At 35.9% G+C, this 18039-nt stretch carries 16 protein-coding genes and 6 pseudogenes; 14 read left to right on the top strand and 8 right to left on the bottom strand.

The genetic code is table 11. The annotated features are described in order from the left end of the window. The first annotated feature begins 29 nt into the window (after nucleotides 1-29). The 9 genes and pseudogenes from trxB (at nucleotide 30) to ICI50_RS05380 (ending at nucleotide 6783) form a co-directional block, all read left to right on the top strand. Nucleotides 30-957, top strand: a pseudogene (gene trxB, locus ICI50_RS05420) (thioredoxin-disulfide reductase). Nucleotides 958-979: 22 nt separating this feature from the next. Next, nucleotides 980-1657 (top strand): annotated as a pseudogene (locus ICI50_RS11050) (DsbA family oxidoreductase). Nucleotides 1658-1665: 8 nt separating this feature from the next. Continuing rightward, entirely contained in the window at nucleotides 1666-2244 is a 579-nt protein-coding gene (locus tag ICI50_RS05410; RefSeq protein ID WP_188891287.1) for an OsmC family protein, read from the top strand. A 242-nt stretch (nucleotides 2245-2486) separates the two neighbouring features. Then, nucleotides 2487-3239 (top strand): annotated as a pseudogene (locus ICI50_RS05405) (aspartate/glutamate racemase family protein). A 69-nt stretch (nucleotides 3240-3308) separates the two neighbouring features. Further along, nucleotides 3309-3827 (top strand): GNAT family N-acetyltransferase, encoded by a 519-nt coding sequence (locus ICI50_RS05400; protein WP_188891285.1) that lies wholly within the window; start codon nucleotides 3309-3311, stop codon nucleotides 3825-3827. A gap of 64 nt (nucleotides 3828-3891) precedes the next feature. Next, entirely contained in the window at nucleotides 3892-4782 is an 891-nt protein-coding gene (locus ICI50_RS05395) for an NAD(P)-dependent oxidoreductase (protein ID WP_280530472.1), read from the top strand. Next, on the top strand, nucleotides 4782-6044 hold the full coding sequence (locus tag ICI50_RS05390) for a replication-associated recombination protein A (RefSeq protein ID WP_013854112.1): 1263 nt from the start codon (nucleotides 4782-4784) through the stop codon (nucleotides 6042-6044). The genes ICI50_RS05395 and ICI50_RS05390 overlap by 1 nt, the downstream gene beginning before the upstream one ends. A gap of 9 nt (nucleotides 6045-6053) precedes the next feature. Next, nucleotides 6054-6495 (top strand): annotated as a pseudogene (locus tag ICI50_RS05385) (hypothetical protein). Nucleotides 6496-6522: 27 nt separating this feature from the next. Next, entirely contained in the window at nucleotides 6523-6783 is a 261-nt protein-coding gene (locus ICI50_RS05380) for a type II toxin-antitoxin system HicB family antitoxin (RefSeq protein WP_013854111.1), read from the top strand. Between the two features lie 113 nt (nucleotides 6784-6896). Here the strand turns inward: ICI50_RS05380 and ICI50_RS05375 are convergent. Further along, nucleotides 6897-7055 (bottom strand): annotated as a pseudogene (locus ICI50_RS05375) (IS256 family transposase); the annotation flags it as partial. Between ICI50_RS05375 and ICI50_RS05370 the strand changes: the two are divergent. From ICI50_RS05370 to ICI50_RS05360, 3 genes and pseudogenes are all read left to right on the top strand, one after another. Continuing rightward, a pseudogene (locus tag ICI50_RS05370) lies at nucleotides 7049-7660 on the top strand (Bax inhibitor-1/YccA family protein); the annotation flags it as partial. The pseudogenes ICI50_RS05375 and ICI50_RS05370 sit on opposite strands and share 7 nt — an antisense overlap. Before the next feature lie 229 nt (nucleotides 7661-7889). Next, on the top strand, nucleotides 7890-9749 hold the full coding sequence (locus tag ICI50_RS05365) for an endonuclease MutS2 (protein WP_082599077.1): 1860 nt from the start codon (nucleotides 7890-7892) through the stop codon (nucleotides 9747-9749). A 16-nt stretch (nucleotides 9750-9765) separates the two neighbouring features. After that, nucleotides 9766-10233: a hypothetical protein gene (locus ICI50_RS05360; protein WP_054640433.1), complete on the top strand. Its 468-nt coding sequence runs from the start codon at nucleotides 9766-9768 to the stop codon at nucleotides 10231-10233. Nucleotides 10234-10273: 40 nt separating this feature from the next. On the opposite strand, the gene ICI50_RS05355 is transcribed toward ICI50_RS05360, so the two are convergent. After that, complete coding sequence (locus tag ICI50_RS05355) at nucleotides 10274-10855, bottom strand: hypothetical protein (protein ID WP_056941347.1); 582 nt, start codon at nucleotides 10853-10855, stop codon at nucleotides 10274-10276. Nucleotides 10856-11187: 332 nt separating this feature from the next. On the opposite strand from ICI50_RS05355, the gene abc-f reads away from it, so the two are divergent. Continuing rightward, nucleotides 11188-12696, top strand: a complete 1509-nt coding sequence (gene abc-f / locus ICI50_RS05350; RefSeq protein ID WP_188891281.1) for a ribosomal protection-like ABC-F family protein — start codon at nucleotides 11188-11190, stop codon at nucleotides 12694-12696. A 91-nt stretch (nucleotides 12697-12787) separates the two neighbouring features. Here the strand turns inward: abc-f and ICI50_RS05345 are convergent, their stop codons facing one another. The 6 genes from ICI50_RS05345 to ICI50_RS05320 all read right to left on the bottom strand — a co-directional run bounded on the left by ICI50_RS05345 (nucleotide 12788) and on the right by ICI50_RS05320 (nucleotide 17120). Beyond that, entirely contained in the window at nucleotides 12788-13024 is a 237-nt protein-coding gene (locus tag ICI50_RS05345) for a hypothetical protein (RefSeq protein ID WP_013854105.1), read from the bottom strand. 21 nt (nucleotides 13025-13045) lie between these two features. Continuing rightward, nucleotides 13046-13279 carry a hypothetical protein gene (locus ICI50_RS05340; RefSeq protein WP_188891279.1) on the bottom strand — a complete coding sequence of 78 codons (234 nt, stop codon included), beginning with the start codon at nucleotides 13277-13279 and terminating at the stop codon, nucleotides 13046-13048. Continuing rightward, on the bottom strand, nucleotides 13263-13970 hold the full coding sequence (locus ICI50_RS05335) for a hypothetical protein (RefSeq protein WP_056941346.1): 708 nt from the start codon (nucleotides 13968-13970) through the stop codon (nucleotides 13263-13265). The genes ICI50_RS05340 and ICI50_RS05335 overlap by 17 nt, the downstream gene beginning before the upstream one ends. 99 nt (nucleotides 13971-14069) lie before the next feature. Beyond that, complete coding sequence (locus tag ICI50_RS05330) at nucleotides 14070-14531, bottom strand: UPF0158 family protein (protein WP_188891277.1); 462 nt, start codon at nucleotides 14529-14531, stop codon at nucleotides 14070-14072. A gap of 191 nt (nucleotides 14532-14722) precedes the next feature. Continuing rightward, nucleotides 14723-15058 carry a type II toxin-antitoxin system HicB family antitoxin gene (locus ICI50_RS05325; protein WP_236694837.1) on the bottom strand — a complete coding sequence of 112 codons (336 nt, stop codon included), beginning with the start codon at nucleotides 15056-15058 and terminating at the stop codon, nucleotides 14723-14725. Nucleotides 15059-15182: 124 nt separating this feature from the next. Beyond that, on the bottom strand, nucleotides 15183-17120 hold the full coding sequence (locus tag ICI50_RS05320) for a PTS sugar transporter subunit IIABC (protein ID WP_056941345.1): 1938 nt from the start codon (nucleotides 17118-17120) through the stop codon (nucleotides 15183-15185). A 188-nt stretch (nucleotides 17121-17308) separates the two neighbouring features. Here ICI50_RS05320 and treR point away from each other — a divergent pair, with 188 nt between their 5' ends. After that, nucleotides 17309-18034 (top strand): trehalose operon repressor, encoded by a 726-nt coding sequence (gene treR, locus ICI50_RS05315; RefSeq protein ID WP_095342177.1) that lies wholly within the window; start codon nucleotides 17309-17311, stop codon nucleotides 18032-18034. Nucleotides 18035-18039 lie beyond the last annotated feature (5 nt).

Here is an 18039-nt window from a genome sequence, read left to right as displayed (position 1 = left end):
CAAATTCGTAGAATAATTAGGAGTGAATTATGAAAAAATATGATGTAGTTATAATCGGTGCAGGACCGGGTGGAATGACAGCTGCTTTGTATGCTGCTAGAGCTAATTTGTCTGTAGCTATGGTTGACCGCGGAGTATATGGTGGTCAAATGAATAACACAGCTGAGGTAGAAAATTATCCTGGTTTTCCATCAATTATGGGTCCTGAATTAGGTGAAAAGATGTACCAAGGTGCAGTTAAGCAAGGCGTTGACTTTGTTTATGGCGATGTTCAAGGGATTAAAATTGATGGACCGAAACGTATTATTCAAATGGATACTGCAGCCAATAATCTTGAAGCTAAGGCAGTAATTATTGGAACCGGGTCGGATAATCGTAAACTTGGCGTTCCTGGAGAAAAAGAGTATAGCGGAAGAGGCGTTTCTTACTGCGCAGTATGGTGATGGTGCCTTTTTCAGAGACGAAAATGTAGCCGTTGTCGGTGGTGGAGATTCAGCTGTTTCTGAAGGTTTATATCTTGCTAATGTAACTGATAATGTTAACGTGATTCATCGACGTGATCAATTACGTGCGGAAAAAGTATTACAAGATAGGGCCTTTAAAAAATCAAAAAATGGATTTTACTTGGGATAGTACTGTAAGTGAGATTATTGGTGATAAAATAAGATGACTGGTCTTAAGGTGCACAATAAAAAGACTGGTGAAGATAAGATTTTAGATGCTGCAGGAGTATTTATCTATGTTGGTAATATTCCTAACAGTCAGCCTTTCCAAGATCTTGGTATTACTGATAAACAAGGCTGGATTATTACTGATGATCAAATGGCAACTTCCATTCCAGGTATCTATGCAATTGGTGATGTCAGACAAAAGAAATTACGTCAGATTATTACTGCAGTTAATGATGGCGGAATTGCCGGCCAAAATGCTTATGAATATATTGAAAGTTTAGCTTAATAAATACGGGGGAGAAAAAACTATGGAAATTAAATACTGGTCAGACATTGCGTGCCCATTTTGCTACCATTGGTTCAACTAGAATGAAGAAGGCAATGAAGGAAGTAGGTATTTATGATGATACTAAATTAGAGCTTAAGTCATTTGAATTGAATCCAATGGAAAAAAGACTGCAAAAGCTGGAGATTATATTAATCACTTTACTGGTGGGAGAAAGATCTTGAAACTCAAGCTAAAAAACAAATGGACTATATAACTCAAATGGCAGCAGAGGAAGGATTAGAATTTCATTTAGATAAAGTAGTGCCAACTAATACTGGTGATGCTCACCGTTTTATTAAACTTGCTGAAAGTAAAGGGAATCGTGATTTAACTGAAAAATTAATTGCTCGTTTGTATAAGGTTTATTTTACAGATGGCGAATCAATTGCAGATCATGACGTGCCTCACTAGAGCGGCCGTTGAAGTTGGAATGAATGAGGATGAAGTAAAACATTTATTAAGTTCAAGCAAGTATCAAAAAAGAAGTTGTCGCTGATGAACTAGAAGCTCAACAATCCGGCATCACTGCTGCACCATTTTTCGTAATTAATAATAAATATGGAATTAGTGGTGCTCAACCTTATGAGGTATTTGTTAAAGCCTCTTAAAGCAAGTAAAAGAAGAAGGAGTAAATAAACATGATGGAAAGGATCGATGATAGGTGAGATGCGTAACGAAAATTATCAAATTAAAACTATGAAGACTGATCTTGGGCTTCAAGTAGAAACTTCTATTAGAGACATTAATTTTAAAATTGATGAGCCCAAATTTAATGGTGGAGATGATACTGGAATTACTCCAGTTGAATTAGAGTTAACGGCACTAGGAGCATCTCTTCAAGAAAAAGTTGAAAAATATGCAGCGGAGAATAATTTTAGATATCAAGATCTAGATATCAATATTGAAGGTGATATTGATTTAGATGGGATGCATAGCGATCTGATTCCAAATGGATTTCAAAAAATTAGAGTAAATTTTACATTTAAAACTGAAGAAAATGCCAATAGAGTTAATAATGTGATTGAAGCGGCAATAAATTCTTTGTTAATTTACAAGATTTTAAGTAATAAAAGTAAGGTAGAAAATGTAATTGAGAAGGAGACTATCATGACTATCTCAACTTTTGGTGTTAATGTTCACACTACTAAGAATCCAGGCGAGTATTTAGCACAAGCACGTAGTTTTAAAATTCCATATGTTGCTAGTGGTTATGTGCAGAAAAATAAAGGTATTACTCCAAATTAGCTCCCAATTTGTTTAATCATGAACTTCAAGTAAATTTTCATTTAAACAAACAGTATTATTGGGCCTTTGATGATATTAAACAGGCTATTATTGATGGTAGCCCTGTTTATGACAATGTAATTAGGGCAATCCCAGTTGAGGTTAATCAAAGCAAAGAGAATGAAAATAATGACTAAAATATTGAAAACAGTTGGTTTCATTCTAGAGTTTCTTTTTGATGTGATTTAGTTAGGTGATTATCAATGAAGCATTTCTTTTCGATTCTAGGTGGAATGGGAACACTTTCTACTGAAAGTTATTTAAAATTGATTAATCATAGAGTGAAGATCTCACAGGATCAGGATTATTTAAATTACCTTTTGGTCAATGATGCTCAGATCCCAGACAGAACAGCTTTTATTTTAGATCATTCGAAACCAAATTTCTTTGATGACCTAAAAGAAGATGTTTTGGCGCAAGCTAATTTAAAACCAGATTTTTTTGTAATGCCATGTAATACAGCGCATTATTTCTATGATGAATTAGCTCATTTAATCAATATTCCTTTTTTGAATATGATTCAAATTGCTTCGCATAAATTCGTTGAAGAAGTTCCAAATGAAAGTAAGATAGGATTGATTGCAACTGAAGGTTCAATTTATGATCATTTGTATGAAGATGAACTTCATAAATTAGGAAAAAAAGTCGAATTTGGCGGACCGGAAATTCAACCAATGGTTAACGATTTAATTTATCGAAATATCAAAGAGAAAGGGAAAATTGATTCTAAATTATATCATAATATTTAAAAAAAGATGCATGATAATTATGGTTGTAATGTAGTTTTGTTAGGATGTACAGAACTGTCACTAGCGCAGGAAAAAACACCAGACCATCCCTATCAGATTATTGATCCACAATTGATTATGGCAGATATTACAATTGAATTAGCTTTAAAGATTAGAAAAGGTATGGATGCTAAAAAAGCATGTGCAAGTTATCTTTACCAAGATTAGTATTTCAAGTTTTAAATTAGCGAAAAACCAACTCCTTTGATAAAATTTTATTTAAATGAGGGAGACACTATGTCACTAATTTATATTCGTCAAGCTGCCAAAAATGACCTTGAACAAATTATGCCGATCATTGATGAAGCAAAAAAGTTTTTAAAAGAAGAGGGGAACCCACAATGGCAGAGTGGTTATCCCAATGTTGAAACAATTACGGCCGATATTGAAAACGGTGTAGCCTGGTTTTTAATCGTTGATCAAAAAATCGCGGGGTACACTGCGATTACAGATGGGCCTGATCCCAATTATAAAAAGATTGATGGCAAATGGAATAATGATTTTGATCCTTATGTGGCAATTCATCGCGTCGCCATTTCTGATGAGTATCGCGGGATGCATCTTGCTAGCTACTTAATGAGCAGTTTGATTTCGATGCACTATGCGGAAGGCGTAAGGAGTTATCGCGTTGATACTTTTAGAACCAATGATGTGGTTCAGCATATAGTTGAAGATGCTGGCTTCGTGAAACGCGGTAATATCAAAAACACGGATCCAATTGATCCGTATCGTGTGGCCTTTGAATTGAATTTGTAGTTTTTTGATGAATAGAGGGAGCTTAATTGCATCCCTCTTTTTTAGTAGAATATAATAAAAATAGATTACTAAACATAAGGAAGTAAAAAATATGAAAATTGGATTTATTGGTACCGGCGTGATGGGTACCGGCATTATTAATAACTTACTCAAGAATAATTATGATGTGACTGTCTACAATAGAACGAAGGCTCACGCTCAACCAGTCTTGGATAATGGAGCTAAGTGGGCAGATAATCCAGCTGCCTTAACCAAAAAAGTAGATGTTTTATTCACCATGGTTGGTTTCCCTAAAGATGTGGAAGATATTTACTTTGGTGAAAATGGCATTATGAATGCCGCAAGAGCCGGTCAATATATTATCGATATGACCACAAGTAAGCCAAGTTTGGCACAAAAGATTGGTCAACTTGGTAATGAAAAGGGACTGCATATTTTGGATGCTCCAGTTTCTGGCGGTGATATTGGCGCTAAAAAAGGTACTCTAACTGTGATGATAGGTGGTCATAAAGAAGACCTAGATCATTTGCAGGATTTATTTATGACGTTTGCTAGCAAGTTAAATTATTTTGGAAGTTATGGTAGCGGTCAACATGCCAAGATGGCTAACCAAATCATGATTGCAGGAACAATGACCGGTATGACAGAAATGCTGGTTTATGCAAAAGCCGCAAACTTAGATTTAGAACAGGTTTGTCAAACCTTGCAATCAGGTGCTGCAGAGAATTTTAGTTTAGGTTCATATGGTCCAAGAATTCTAAAGGGAGATTATACTCCTGGCTTTTTTGCTAAGCACTTTTTAAAAGATTTGCGTATTGCCCTAGAAGAAGCCAACAAGATGCAGTTAGACCTACCTGCGACTAAAGAAGCAAAACATTTGTATGAGGTATTGGTTGATCAAAAGAAATTGGGTAACGATGGTACACAAGCTTTAATTAAATTGTGGTGGAAATAATGAGCTTCAGAACTCCGTTAGCTGATAAAATGCGACCACAAACTTTGCAGGATGTGGTTGGGCAAAAAGAGTTACTAAAAGAAGATGGTCCTCTGCGCAAGATTATTGAACAAAAAGTAATGATTCCGTTGATTCTCTGGGGACCGCCAGGTACGGGAAAATCTAGTCTGGCTCAGATTATTGCTAAGCAATATGACCTACCATTAGCAACATTTAACGCTTCGATTGATAACAAAGCAAAATTAGATCAATTTATTAAAACGTATCCATATCAATCTTTTGTTTTACTAATCGACGAGATTCATCGGATGACGAAGACCCTGCAGGATTTTCTACTCCCATACTTGGAGAAAGGTCATATTTTGTTAATTGGGGCAACGACTGAGAATCCGGTAATGTCATTGGTGCCTGCGGTTAGATCACGTTGTCAGATTTTTGAATTTAAGGCATTAAGTGATGATGATATTGAAACAGTACTTCAACGGGCAATTAAAGATGTTTTTCATCTGGATTCAGATAAAGTTGAAGATGGATCTTTGAAGACAATCGCTACTGCAGCTGATGGGGATCTTCGTGTTGCTTTAAATATTTTAGAGACAATCCATGCGATTGATCCTGATCAAATTACTATTAAAGCAGTCAAAGAATTTGCCAAAGATCAGAACTTTAGCTACGACAAAAATGCGACCAAACATTATGATTACTTGGCCGCTTATTCTGATTCGATGGCTGGATCGGACACTGATGCCGCTTTGTATTACTTGGCTGTTTTATTAAAAAATGGCGATCTGCCTTCGGTTGTGCGCAGATTAAGAGAGATTCCGTATACTTATATCGGCTTGGCTAATCCTGAGCAGGTTACTCAGATCGTCGTTGCAGCTAATCAAGCCGAAAAGGTTGGGATGCCTAAGGCAAAATATTCGCTGATGTTTGCCACGATGTTAATGTGTATTTCTCCGAAATCAGGTGCTTTTGATGAAATCTGGGAAAAGCTAGACAAAGATACTGAGCATCCCAGTCAGCATCCCATGCCGCGAGGACTGCGGGATATGCATTATAAACATTCCGAAGAAATTACTGGTGGTGGCTTAATTGATTCACCATTCGAGCAACCTCATCAGATTGCTCGGCAGAATTATATGCCTAAAGGTTTTGAAGGAAAGCAATATTATTATCCTAAGGATAATGCTAATGAAAGAAAGTTGTTCCAGCAGTATTTGAAGTTGCATCGTTACATTTATGGTAAAGATTATTTGAAATAAGGAGTAAAAATGTATCCTGATAAATTTCACTTAACAAAAGAACAAAATAGACGTTTTGCTAAGAAAAATTTGGTTAGACTGGTGTTTACAAATTCACGTTTTGATAGATTAAACATTACATTACTATAGACCCAAACGATTATTGACGGCATGAGTGCGGCTGATGTTTCTATTGATGATATAAAGGTAATTGTTCAACTAAAACGTGGATGGCAATGAAAGAACTGCAACATTAGCTGCAAATAAAGTGATGATCGATCATGGTGCCGGTTTAATTAATGTACCACTTGATAAGTGGGATGCTTGGAATGATTTAATCAGTAAATATTATTTATTAGGTGATACGAAAGAGCTTAAAGATTGGACTTATGCTAATGGAATTCAAGGTGTGACTTTTGATTATAGTCAGAAGTTGCCTAAGCCTGATATTAATCCTGCAGATTATGAATAAACGTTTGTGAAAAGGTGGGATTTTTTTATGAAACAAGATATTGTAACTTACCCTGTAATTTTAACTGAATACAACGATGAATTAGGTCATTATTATGTAGTGACCTCACCTAATATAAAAGGTTTAGTAACTGATGGAGAAACAATTACGGAAGCGCTTTTTAACGTGAAAGATGCAATTGCTACAATGCTCATTGGAATTAAATATCCTAAGGTTCAAGATCCAAGAAAATGGAGGTTGGAAAAAGATCAGCAAACTTCTTGGGTAACAGTTAATATGACAAAATGACTTAGTAAAAATAGTTTGGAGCAATCGATCTAATTCGATTGCTTTTTATTTGAAACTGTCAAATCTTTTGTGTAAATAGATCTTTCTCGTAAATTGATTTTTTAATGTTTTATTTATTCAAAATAGGATTCTAAGGTATCCTGGACCTGACCAAAGCCTTTATGAATTCGGTTGAAGTAGCGGTCATTGTAGCTCATTGCTTGGATGCCAATGAAAGTATCAAGCGACTGTTCAGTTGGAAACTCTGCTTTGGGCTTAGCCTTGCGTTTCAGCGATCAGTTCTTACTTAACGATGACTATTTTTGCTAAACAAATGACGGTGCTAATGGTGCAGCATCCCTGGACAATGTGGCTCTTGTTATTAGTTCCAATTGCTTTAACTTTTGTGATTAATTTTAGAGCAACCAGAAATCCGGTGGCTAGCTTTATTCTGCTGATGATTACGGCAATTATTTATGGGATAACTTTTGCTTTCATTGCAGGAGCTTATACGGGTGAGGATATCGCTTCAGCCTTTGTTGCTTCGGCAACCGTGTTTGTCACTATGGCCATCTTGGGGACTGTTATTAAAAAAGACTTAAGTAGGTGGGGTTCATATGCTTCAGCTGCTTTGATCGGTTTGATTGTTGCCATGCTGGTTAACTTATTTTTGAAAAATCCAATGATTGATTATATTTTCTCATTTATTGCAGTCATTATTTTCACTATTTTAACCGCTTGGGACGCACAAAGAATGAAGAATATCTATTTGCAATTTGGTAATAGTGGTTCTACAAATGGGTTAGCGGTTTTAGGTGCTCTGCAGCTTTACTTGGATTTTGTTAACTTGTTCTTACAATTCTTGACTATTTTCGGTTCAAGTGATGATAACAATTAGGATTAGGTTGAGCATTTTCATGAAAAGAGTCGACGATTTTGTCGGCTTTTTCTTTTACCAGTTTCTAGCAAAAATTTAGAAATTATAGTATGATGAGTTCAATAATTTTAGAAAAGGAATTTATGCCATATGTTAAGCACCGTATTTTAGTCTAGAGGGGCTAATTTACATGTTCCCTCTAGAAAAGGAAAAACTATTACTAAATTTTCTTGAGGATGAACAAATATAAATGAAAAAATTGAATAATAATGAACTTGGTTTTGATCGCGTTAGAAATATGGTAGCTGATTACGCTACTACACCTGAGGCAAAGGACAAACTTCAAACAATGCACCTGCGCACTAGCGTTAACTCTGTTAACTTATTGTTAAATGAAACGGCAGAGATGTTAAAAGTTTTGCGAACAGGACAGCATGTACCGTTTGTCTCATCAGATTCGCTGAAGCCGTTATTGCAAAAAGTGGATAAGGGGCTTATTTTAAATGCGGTTGAATTAGAAAAAGTTGCCGATTTAATTCGTGTTAATCGCCTGTTAAAGCGATTCCTAATTAAACAAACGGATTCTCCTATCTTAAATAGTTATGCCACAGAGATCATTATTTTAGATAGGCTCGAAAATGATATCTATCATCAAATTGAACATGGAGAAGTATCCAATGAGGCAGATCGTGATCTAGCTAGGTTTCGTATCCAGGTTAATAAAATAAATGAGGATATCAAGACAAGTTTGCAGCATTTTTTGCAGGGAAAAAAGTATCAAAACGCTTTGCAAGAGAGAATGATCGTTGAAAGGGATGGGCACTACACTTTACCAGTTAAAGCAAGTTATCGTGATGTCTTTTCAGGTCAGACCGTTGATGTTTCAAATCACGGCAGTACCGTGTATATTGAACCCAATAAAGTGGCCAATCTAGTAGATCAAAAAATCCAGCTAGAGAGTCAAATTTCTGCAATTGAGATGCAAATTTTAGGCATGCTTTCTGCTGAAATATTTGAGAAACTAACCGAGATCAAGCAAAATATGCAGATCATCACAGATCTCGATGTGATTTTAGCAAGAGCAAAATACGCGCTGGCGATTGGTGCCGTTCGACCAAGTTTGAATATACAGAATAAGCTAATACTAGTGGAGATGAAACATCCCTTGTTGGATAATCCTGTTCCATTATCTGTAGAAATCGGTAATCCGCAAAGAGGCTTAATTATCACTGGGCCAAATGCCGGTGGTAAAACTGTTACGTTAAAAACTATTGCTTTGAGCATTTTGATGACCGAATTGGGTTTGTTTTTGCCAGCACAAAAATGCGATATTCCAGTTTGTGATCATGTTTATTCATTGATTGGCGATCAGCAGGATATCGATAATTCATTGTCCACTTTTTCTGGTGAAATGGTAAAGATTAGCCAGGTACTTAAGCAGGCTCAAAAGTATAGTTTGATCGTGTTAGATGAATTAGGGAGTGGGACAGATCCTGATGAAGGTTCTGCCTTAGCGATTGCCACCTTGCAAGAATTGCAACTAAGGGGATGCATTGTTGTTGCAACTACTCACTACAGTACGATCAAAGATTTTTCAGTTAAAAATCCGGCCTTTATGACGGCTTCGATGGATTTTGATCTAGAAAAGCTAACACCAACCTATCGTTTGATCATGAATCGAGCTGGTGAGAGTCGGGCACTATGGATTGCTGAAAGATCAGGGATGCCACAGAAAGTTTTGCAGAGTGCAACGCAAATTTTGACTACAGGCGAATTACCACTAAGAAAAAGCAAAGTTATATTTAAAGAACCAAATAAAAAGGAGCACACAAAAACCATTTTTCATAAAGGGGATATTGTTTTTGTAGGTGATTTGAACAAAGAAGCAATCTTTTATAGCGATGCCCAAGTAGCTAATAAGATTGTGGTTTTTGTAGATAAAGAATTCCGTGAGGTTCCTATCAAACGAGTTGAATTGCGAAGAAAAGCGCAGGATTTATATCCAGCTGGATATAATTTAGACTTGCTTTTTATCAAAGATTGGCAAAAATATAAGTTTAATAAGGACTTGAATCGTGGTTCTAAGAAAGCTTGGAAAAAGTTGAAATAAAAGGGAGAAGTGAATAATGTTTTTAACAGATTTCATTAGTGGTGGAAGTTGGTTTTTACCGCTAATCATTGTGTGCCTTGTTTTCGGTATTGTTGCAACCTATGCTAAAAAGACGGGAAAGACTAAACTAGGAAAGATAGTTGATTCTTTCGCGTATCTCTTGATGCTAGTAATGCTGATTATTAGTTGGATATTGTATTTCCGTGGAGAATATAATTTTATCAGTTCAGCAATTTGGACAGTCGTAGTGATATATCTAATTGCTTCACAACTTTTAAAACAATTTGATGATCGCTGGAAGGAAAAATACGGCGTAGCTATTTTTCATCGAATTAATATGGCAGCAACGGGAGTCTATATTTTACTTGTTGCTCTCCTTATTCTCATGGGCTCGCATTTCACTACAATGGGATGGTTAATTACTGGTATTTTTCTTGTGATTGCTGCAGGAGTAAGCTATATTTTCCAAAAAAGTGAACAATAAAGAAAGGACGGTGTCATGAAGACAGCGCCTTTTTACTAGATTAATTAACTTTAGAAAAATCGAATTTGCGATATTTAAGTGCTGCTGATTTGTCTTTAAAAATAGCTCCATTGGTTGCTTTTGGATTGGTGCCATAGCTCATGAAAAGACAAGGTTGACCTTTGAATTGTCCTGGTCGATAAACCAAGTCAACTAGGTCTAAAAAACCACGGACTTTCAGTGAATTATTGACACTTTTAACAACTACGGCATTGCCGGCATATTCTTTGTTTTGCTTTTCTGAATGACGATTTAATTTTAAATTAGGATCGGTCTGCTGGTAAGCTGCGGCGCCGTTGATTGTATGAGTCGTGATGACCAATTTAGTTGCGTTTTTCTCATAGGCATTAGCGTGATACCAGGTGCCGCGATATTGGGTAGGGATGGTAGCTAGTTTGAAGCCCTTATATTTTTTGTGTAAGTCAATTTTATTGGTGAATTTTTTGGATGCAGTAGAGGGATGCTTTTTGGAAGAACTAGTTGAATGCTGTGATACTGCATGTTCTTCGGTATGGTGAGCGGTGCATCCCGCGAGCAAGAAGCTCATTAATAAAGTAGCTGAAATTAAAGTGATTTTTTTCATTTTTGACCTATGTGTTTCTATGAATTTATTTGATATTTTTGGCTTATATCATAGCAAACCTACCATTTTGATTCAAATCTATTTGCAGTAAATAGGTTTTCATGCTATTATAGCTTCATCAATTGAAATTCAAAGTTAGAAAGAAGGGTCGCCATTGCGTCTTTAATCTTGCAAAAACAAGCGTAGTTGAATAATTATTCCAGTTTTAGATGGAGAGACTATGCACTTTGGGCAAGATACGCAATGACGAATTACCTTCTTTTTTGATGCCTAAAAAGTAGGAGAGAGTCTGCATTTGCCAAAGTGTAGACTCTTTTTTGCGAGGTGATCTAATGAGCAACATTAGAATTTCAAATTTGTCATTTAGATATGAAGACAGCAGTGAGAACATTTTTAACAATTTGGATTTAAACTTAGATAGTTCATGGAAGCTTGGGCTTGTGGGAAGAAACGGTCGCGGAAAGACGATATTCCTTAATATCTTGCGGGGTAAACTTCATGGCTTGGGCAAAATCCAAACTAAATTGAATTTTTCGTATTATCCAGTTTCAATTAATGATCCGACTAATATTACTTTATATGAGTTGCAGGACCAAGTACAATTCGAGCAGTGGGAGTTAGAGCGGGAATTAAACTTAATGGGTGTTGATCCCAATTTGTTGTGGCAACCCTTTAATACCTTAAGCGGAGGTGAACAGACGAAAGTTTTATTAGCCTTGTCATTTACTGATCAAGATTCATTCCCGTTGATTGATGAACCAACTAATCACTTAGATGAAGATAGTCGAAAAATGGTTAGCGAATATTTGAAGAAACATGATAAGGGCTACATTGTGGTTAGTCATGACCGTGACTTTTTGAATCAGGTGACAGATCATATTCTAGCAATTGAAAACACGGAAATGCATTTGTATCAGGGTAATTATGCTAGTTATGAAGATACGAAACAAAAACGGGATGAGTTTAATCATGCTAAGAATGAAAAGTTGAAGGGTGAAGTTAGAAGATTAAATGATTCTTTGCAAAAGAATCTAATGTTTGCCAATCGTTCAGAAAGTACTAAAAATGCTGGGCGAAAATACAAAGGTAAAGCAAATCATCGTGCATTTCATCCTTTAAGTTTTGATGTAACTAAGATAGCGGCTAATGATATGCGGCGAGCTAAGAATATTGAGCATCGTTTGCAGAAAAATATAGCAGATAAGAAAGGTTTAATGACCAACATTGAAGAAGTTCCTGAGCTTACGATGAATTTTCAACCAAATTATCATCAGACTTTGCTTGAAACGCAACACTTAAGTTTGAAAATAGCAGGTAAGGATTTATTTAAAAATTTAAATCTAGTAATTAAAAATCATGGCGTAGTCTCACTTGAAGGTAAGAATGGTTCTGGCAAATCAACGTTTATCAAACTATTATTGGGTAAGCAAAATGAAGTAGGTTATCAAGGTAAATTTGTTTTGAACAATGGATTAACGATTTCATACTTACCTCAAGATTTTACTCAGTATACAGGCACTTTAAAGCATTTCGCACAAAAACATAAAATATCTTATGAAGAATTGCTCAGTAATCTCAAAAAAAATGGCTTTCCTCGATCTGCTTTTAACACGCCGATTGAAGAAATGAGCATGGGTCAACAAAAGCGAGTGGCCTTAGCTAAATCGTTAGTTGAACCATCTGACCTTTATTTTTGGGATGAACCAGCAAATTATCTGGATGTCTTTAATCAAGATCAATTGATCAAGTTGTTAGAAGAAGTTAAGCCAGCTATGCTTCTGATCGAGCATGATCAATATTTCATTGAACAAGTGACGAGTCAACGAGTTAAATTGAGATAAAATCTAAAAAGTGAGCAAGACCAGATTTTAGTAATGGCATGATAATACTAAGCAAAGAGGCCCTAAGAAAATTATTTTTAGAGCCTCTTTCTTAATTTTCAATTTCGTAATTCTTTTTAACTTTAAGGTCTGTTATTGCAACAAACAAGTCAGTATTCTTTTGAAATAAATCTAGAATGCTTTGCGGGGTATTCTTTTTAAAAACAACAGTGGTACAGTTCTCCTTTAGATCGTCTTTTGAAGTTTTGACCCATTTAGCGATTTTAGCAAGTATCACTTCTTCAGGAGAGGGCGCACGTAGGATATCCATCGGTTCAATTCTTTCCATAACCTAGTTTCTCGCTAATATTTACTTTTCAATCTTGTATTCTTTATGGGCGGGAAATGGAATAAGATCATAATTCTTCTCATACAATTTCAGGATTTCTGTAGGGGTGTTCTTTTTAAATATGATGGTTGCAATCTTATCTTTATCAGGCTTTGCAGATGCAATACATTTTCCAATTTTACCAATTATTTCTTCTTCAGGACTTGGCATTCTTAGGATGTCCATATGAGTTATAAATTTAGTGTTTTCTACCATAATTAAGTTCCTCCATGATTAAATCATTTAAAATAGGATCTTTGGAACCGTGAATAGCATAAACTTCTGCTATTACTTCATTCACACTATTGTTCTTGTAGTTAGCTTTAGCGTATTCAAAAGCTAAGTTAGCGTAAGTACTTACATTTTCAATTAGGTATGAGTAATTATTATTCAATTGATGCGTAATATATGATTCTAAATTTGAATCAAAGTCATTTTTAGCTTCTTGTAAATTATTATACTGTTTTTTATGTGATCGATAAAATCTTTTAATTGCATCCCAATGTAATTTATGACCCAGTTCATGTCGTATAATTTCTTTTAAATCTGTAGCAATAAATAAATTTAAATCTGTAGCAATAAATAAATTTTGGTGAGTAATTTCATCAATTTGCTCAGTTGAATGGTAAAAATTATTAAAAAATATAACGTTATCTTCAAAAGCATAAGAAGAAATTGCTCCATTTCCTAGCTTCTTGTTTGAAACAACTACAATAGGCGGTACAAGTTGAGGATCAAATTTAACTAAAGTTCTATTCAATAAAGCTACGCAGTCTCGATAATTTTTGCTTTTACCTTCAACCCAAATATTGTAGGGTTGCTTACTTACCTGTTTAACATGCACTCGTACTAAAGCTTTTCTGTTATTTAAGAAAATATACTCTTTCTTTCTTGATAAATAATCCATATTTCAACCTCCATTATTTATTACGCAAAAAGTCGCATAAATTTTTTTGGAGGTTGATTGTCTTAAGAAAAAATTTAAGAAATTCGTCTAGACGTAGATCTAATCTACAAATTTGATTTTATTTTCTTTGCACCAGTTGATTGCTATCGCCTTTATTTGTTGATATTTGTACTGGTAATAATCAGCTTCTAGTTTTTCGCGGTATAATTGATTCTTGAATTTTCGGAAAGCTTTATGTCCATTAAAGGCACATAGTAATCTGTTAGTTTGCTCATGATTAGTTAACTGCAAACAATAATCTTGAATAATTTTTCCTTCATGTAGGTCAAATTCATCCGGAAGTGGAACGAAACGCTTTTGCTGAATATCATTATGAATTTCTTGATATATCTTATAGTTCTGCTCTTCCCAGTCGGGAAGGTCGGAATCTGTAAAAGATGCATATTCTACATCTCCTGTATTAATGCTGATGATTGTACATTGTTTACGATCATAGTATGAACAAATATCAGGATCAAAAAAATCAAGTTGCTCAATAATATCATCAATTTTGATAGTCATCGTTATTTGTCCTTTCAATGCTTCTAGGCAATAAAATCTTATAGACTGACTAATTCTATTTTATGGCTAATTAAAAAAGTCATCTTGCTAATTTAACAAGGTGACTTTTTCCTAATTATGTGCTAATTTTCTTTCTAATGCTTCTTTTAATGTTTCTGAGAAATTAATCCCAGCTGCTTCAGCTTGTTGAGCTAGTTTCCCTGGTAACGGGTATTCTTTTTGACCATTGCTGGTTTAACTTCCTTAGCTGCAGCATCTAAGTCCGTGGCTACAGGATAAACATGTGCATTTGGATATTTCTCTTTACAAAAATCAATTACTTCGTTAAGTGGGGTAGGCTTGGGCAATTCGCTATTCGTCACATCATAGAGAGCTAAGCCTAGTGTCTGTTCCGCATTATACAGCGCATCAGCCAAACCATGTCCTTCACTTATAGCACCAGGGACGTCAGGAAATTCCACAGTGTAATAACCTTTTTCACCATTCTCTGCATCATCTAAAACAGCAGGATATACTACAGTTCTCATATTAATCACCTCAGTGTTACATAAAATTATAATAGATTCTAATAACATAAGCAAACATATTTTCGGCAAAAATAAAAAAGCTAGCTTCAATACGAAGCTAGCTTTTAAAATACCTATTTAATTATTATTTAGCTGAACCTGGGCGTTGTTTCTTTTCAACTTTTTTACCCATGGTCATATTGTCATTGTAGCCCCAAACCCAAGTTGCGATAAAGGCAACCACGATTGAAACAGCACTGGCAATTAAGAATGTGTAGAAACTGTTCAATTGAGTAGGGTGAGCTGGGTTAAAGAAACTGGAGAAGCCGATTAAACCACCGGTAAAACCAAACATAGTTCCGTGCATCAAACCAGTAACCAAACCACCGAAGGCAGAACCGATACAACCTGAAGCGAAGACTTTCTTGTATCTTAAGTTGATACCGTAAAGAGCTGGTTCAGTAACACCACAGAATGCTGAAATGGCAGCGGCAATACCTAATTCCTTCATGTCAGCTTTCTTTGACTTAACGGCAACGGCTAAAACAGCGGCACCTTGAGCGACCATAGTTGAACAAATAATTGCGTTTAATGAACTTTGACCAGTTGAAGCGATTTGTTGAGCAACTAATGGCACAACACCCCAGTGCAGACCAAAGATAACAAGTAATTGGTAGAAGGCACCAATTACTAAGCCACCGATCCAACCTGATGCTGAAACAAGCCAGTTGATAAATACTGCGATTCCGTTAGCTGCACCTTGAATGACGGGACCGGTAATTACCAAAGTGATAGTTGAAACAACCAAGATAGTAATTAAAGGAACGAAAATCATTTGCAAGTAGCTTGGCAATACTTTCTTAAGCCAAATTTCGCACTTTGCAGCTAGCCAAGCGGCCAAGATCATTGGGAAGATTGAGTAGCTGTAGTTCAAGAATTGGAAGTTCCAACTACCAAGACTGAACATCATCTTGCCGGCCGTACCCCAAGTGATCATTTGCGGATAGGTGATAAAACCACCAATGACAGCAGCGATGATTGGATCACTGTTTAATCTTTTAGCAGCCGCAAAACCGACCATAATAGGTAGAAAGAAGAAGGCTGAATCAGCCATCGCACTAACGGTGATGTAGACCGGACTCTTAACGTTTAATAGTGCACCTAATTGTGGCAAAGTCAGTAAAGCAAGCAGTCCTTTAATAATACCTGAGGCAGCGATTACACCGATTACCGGACTCATTGAACCAGTAATGAAACCAATCAGGTTGCCGAATGCTCTTGAAACAGGATTCTTACCATCATTTTGACTGGTTTGTTCAGGAGCAGGATTATTGCCCAAACCAGGCAGCTGCTTCATCACTGCGTCGAAGACATTAGTTACTTCGTTGCCAATTACAACTTGGTATTGACCACCAGCATGCATGACATCTAAGATGCCACGTTGATTCTTCAGCTTTTCATCATTAGCCTTAGCTTCATCTTTTAAGTTAAAGCGAAGACGAGTAATACAGTGGACTAAGCTGTTGATGTTGTCCTTGCCACCAACATTTTTAATGATAAAAGTGGCAAGTTCGTCATAGGAAAGCTTCTTATTTGAAGTATCTTCTTCTTTTTCTTCCTTTAAGTAGGCGTGAGCAACAACATCACCAGTTTTAGCTGAACCTTCTTCGACGTCAAGTCCATCGATCTTCATTGCTGAGTTGGTAATCAAAACCATGATCGTGGTATCAAGATTCTTGCTCTTGATAAAGTCGAGATCCATCGTGGCAATATCTTGACCGGCTTCAACGGTGTCGCCATTTTTGATTAAAACTTCGAATGGTTCTCCCTTAAGACCAACCGTGTCAACACCCATGTGAACTAGAACTTCAAGACCTTCAGCAGTGGTGATGCCGATTGCATGTTTAGTATCTGCAATCATGGTCACCTTACCACTAACAGGCGCTACAACTTCACCATCTGATGGGGTAAGACCAAAACCTTGTCCCATTGTTCCTTTACTAAAAATAGGATCGCTTGTTTTACTTAGTGCAATTACTTGACCATTTGCAGGAGCAAGCAATGCCGTCTCATTATTCTGCATGTTTATTTCTCCCCCCTAATAAAGCGTTTTCATCAAATTCGCTTATTATAATAAACTTGTCTAGACATGATGTCAAGATATTTTTATGAAAAAGCTTACTTTATTGATATATAAGTAAAATAAATAAGACTTTACATGTCCAGACATGCATAATATAATAAACTTGATTTTAAGAAAGAAAAGATTAGATGGTTAAAGCAAAATCTGACTTAATTGCTCAAGATTTAGCCTCTAAGATCCGCCATCAGCAATTTAAGCATGGTGAATTTTTGCCAGGTGAGAACCAATTAGCTGAACTTTATGGCTCATCACGTGAGACTGTGCGGAAGGCTTTAGAGCAATTAACTTCATTAGGATTAATCCAAAAAATAAAGGGTAAGGGTTCCATTGTATTGAACCTTGAAAAGTATTCTTTTCCTATTTCTGGAATTTCTAGTTTTGCGGAACTGAATAAATCACTAGGGATGAATGCCAAGACGGAGTTGTTAACTTATCAAAAGCTGCCCGATTTACCTCCTATCTTTAAGGAACATTTCCCTGAGCAGAAAAAACAAGCAGGCATTTATTTGGAACGTCTGCGTCTAATTAACGATGAACCGGAAGTTTTGGATTGTGATTATTTGTTTAATCCGCCAGTTGAGAAATTACCTAAAGAAGAAGCAAAAAAATCTATCTATGCTTATCTTGAAAATAAACTAGGGTTTGATATTTCTTATGCTACTAAGACGATTACAGTAGAAAAAATTAATAATGACTTGCAACAGAAACTGCAGCTGGATGATCAGTTAGCCGTCTTGATTGCCAGTCGTAACTTCTTAGCTGACACGACACTTTTTCAGTTGACTTTATCTTTCCATAATCCGCAGAAGTTTAAATTTATCGATTTTGCTAGAAGACAGAAAATAAAATTATAAAGGAG

Source organism: Lactobacillus kefiranofaciens (assembly GCF_014656585.1).
Taxonomy (GTDB): Bacteria; Bacillota; Bacilli; order Lactobacillales; family Lactobacillaceae; genus Lactobacillus; species Lactobacillus kefiranofaciens.
This window is presented reverse-complemented; position numbering and strand designations above follow the sequence as displayed.

Coding starts and splice junctions, on each gene's coding strand:
- ICI50_RS05410 (WP_188891287.1), top strand. CDS start 1,666: ATGCGTAACGAAAATTATCAAATTAAAACTATGAAGACTGATCTTGGG.
- ICI50_RS05400 (WP_188891285.1), top strand. CDS start 3,309: ATGTCACTAATTTATATTCGTCAAGCTGCCAAAAATGACCTTGAACAA.
- ICI50_RS05390 (WP_013854112.1), top strand. CDS start 4,782: ATGAGCTTCAGAACTCCGTTAGCTGATAAAATGCGACCACAAACTTTG.
- ICI50_RS05380 (WP_013854111.1), top strand. CDS start 6,523: ATGAAACAAGATATTGTAACTTACCCTGTAATTTTAACTGAATACAAC.
- ICI50_RS05365 (WP_082599077.1), top strand. CDS start 7,890: ATGAAAAAATTGAATAATAATGAACTTGGTTTTGATCGCGTTAGAAAT.
- ICI50_RS05360 (WP_054640433.1), top strand. CDS start 9,766: ATGTTTTTAACAGATTTCATTAGTGGTGGAAGTTGGTTTTTACCGCTA.
- ICI50_RS05355 (WP_056941347.1), bottom strand. CDS start 10,855: ATGAAAAAAATCACTTTAATTTCAGCTACTTTATTAATGAGCTTCTTG.
- abc-f (WP_188891281.1), top strand. CDS start 11,188: ATGAGCAACATTAGAATTTCAAATTTGTCATTTAGATATGAAGACAGC.
- ICI50_RS05345 (WP_013854105.1), bottom strand. CDS start 13,024: ATGGAAAGAATTGAACCGATGGATATCCTACGTGCGCCCTCTCCTGAA.
- ICI50_RS05340 (WP_188891279.1), bottom strand. CDS start 13,279: ATGGTAGAAAACACTAAATTTATAACTCATATGGACATCCTAAGAATG.
- ICI50_RS05335 (WP_056941346.1), bottom strand. CDS start 13,970: ATGGATTATTTATCAAGAAAGAAAGAGTATATTTTCTTAAATAACAGA.
- ICI50_RS05330 (WP_188891277.1), bottom strand. CDS start 14,531: ATGACTATCAAAATTGATGATATTATTGAGCAACTTGATTTTTTTGAT.
- ICI50_RS05325 (WP_236694837.1), bottom strand. CDS start 15,058: ATGAGAACTGTAGTATATCCTGCTGTTTTAGATGATGCAGAGAATGGT.
- ICI50_RS05320 (WP_056941345.1), bottom strand. CDS start 17,120: ATGCAGAATAATGAGACGGCATTGCTTGCTCCTGCAAATGGTCAAGTA.
- treR (WP_095342177.1), top strand. CDS start 17,309: ATGGTTAAAGCAAAATCTGACTTAATTGCTCAAGATTTAGCCTCTAAG.